The 1,075-nt window shown below is 38.8% G+C and carries 2 protein-coding genes and 1 pseudogene; 2 read left to right on the top strand and 1 reads right to left on the bottom strand.

Annotated features, from left to right (window positions below; all coding sequences use genetic code 11):
* The first annotated feature begins 99 nt into the window (after window positions 1-99).
* Together BGK46_RS02505 and BGK46_RS02500 are read left to right on the top strand one after the other, a co-directional pair.
* Window positions 100-474 carry a hypothetical protein gene (locus tag BGK46_RS02505; protein WP_069586893.1) on the top strand — a complete coding sequence of 125 codons (375 nt, stop codon included), beginning with the start codon at window positions 100-102 and terminating at the stop codon, window positions 472-474.
* The gene (locus BGK46_RS02500) at window positions 461-781 is read left to right on the top strand and encodes a hypothetical protein (RefSeq protein ID WP_077457292.1); all 321 of its coding nucleotides are present in this window, start codon (window positions 461-463) and stop codon (window positions 779-781) included. The genes BGK46_RS02505 and BGK46_RS02500 overlap by 14 nt, the downstream gene beginning before the upstream one ends.
* A 134-nt stretch (window positions 782-915) precedes the next feature.
* Here the strand turns inward: BGK46_RS02500 and BGK46_RS17355 are convergent.
* Window positions 916-1,050: pseudogene (locus BGK46_RS17355) on the bottom strand (IS5/IS1182 family transposase); the annotation flags it as partial.
* Window positions 1,051-1,075 lie beyond the last annotated feature (25 nt).

The raw sequence follows: 1,075 nt of genomic DNA, 5'->3' as shown, positions 1-1,075 counted from the left end.
TGATCAACAACGCCCATTTAGACACTCTAAAATCTAGATATGAAGCCACATAGGGCGAAAAGATAATGCCAACTCATTACATTTTATCGAAGAGGATTTATGAGTAAATCTGACAAATACCTTTCATTAATCACATTCTTATTTATCACTCTCGCTATATCACTGACTAGTGGCTATCAATACATTGGTGATTTTGTAGAGAAAGGATTAAGCGCACTAAGCATGTTCATCGGCTACTTTGTCCTTATCGCATTGTTTTCCATTTATAAAGACGTATCTTTGTTTACTAAAAAACAGCTGATTTCTATTGCGTTTCTATCAGTATTCATCACCCTCGCGTCTTATATCTATCCATATTTTAAATACTCAGAGCAAAACCCAAGCGACCTAATGTCAACTTTAATCTATGACATTGTAATAAACGTGATTATTTTTACTCTTCTCTTTAAGGAATCAAAGCGTGAACGTAGCTAAAATCGTCTCTGAGCTGAGAGCTGGCGCACCATTTTTTACCCTATTCAAAATGATGAAGGGAGTTTTTGATGATAAATACGAAGCTGAAAAACTCTATAAAGAACTAATACCGGTGCTTCAGGACTTTTTAATGCAAGGTCGACGATTTAACGATCCGCAAGTTCAGCATTTAGTCAATATTTTAAGAGAACTGCCACAGTATGGTGCGCAAAGAAGGAACTTTGAGAAGCTTTACTTGCAAGACGAGTATGGCTTGAGAAAGCTACCCAAAGATCCAAATGACATACCCTATGGGCACTGGCATTAAGAATCAGGCAATGTAACGTTAATCATCTCTGACGACGTATCAGTCGCTGGCAGGCTTCCAAGCTAAACATACTGAAATGGCGTTGTTGATCAAATCATTCACCTAACGCACTGATCCCAATGGGGTTGCCCCCATCAATCAACTCGGTAACTAACAGGCATACCAAGTCTTATGACTTTGTTTATTGCTTTCACGTTGGCCAATGCTTCGCCAACTTGTGCATCGTAATCACGTAGTGTCAGCTGAGAGCTGATTAACGTTTTGTATCGAGATACCTTCTACAGTTCACCACCA

The organism is Salinivibrio sp. SS2 (genome assembly GCF_001722075.1).
Taxonomy (GTDB): Bacteria; Pseudomonadota; Gammaproteobacteria; order Enterobacterales; family Vibrionaceae; genus Salinivibrio; species Salinivibrio proteolyticus.
Note: the sequence above shows the minus strand (reverse complement) of the source record. Positions and strands in the feature narration are given on the sequence as shown.

Bases quoted from the DNA above. Each gene is read 5' to 3' on its own strand.
- BGK46_RS02505 (WP_069586893.1), top strand. From the start codon at position 100: ATGAGTAAATCTGACAAATACCTTTCATTAATCACATTCTTATTTATC.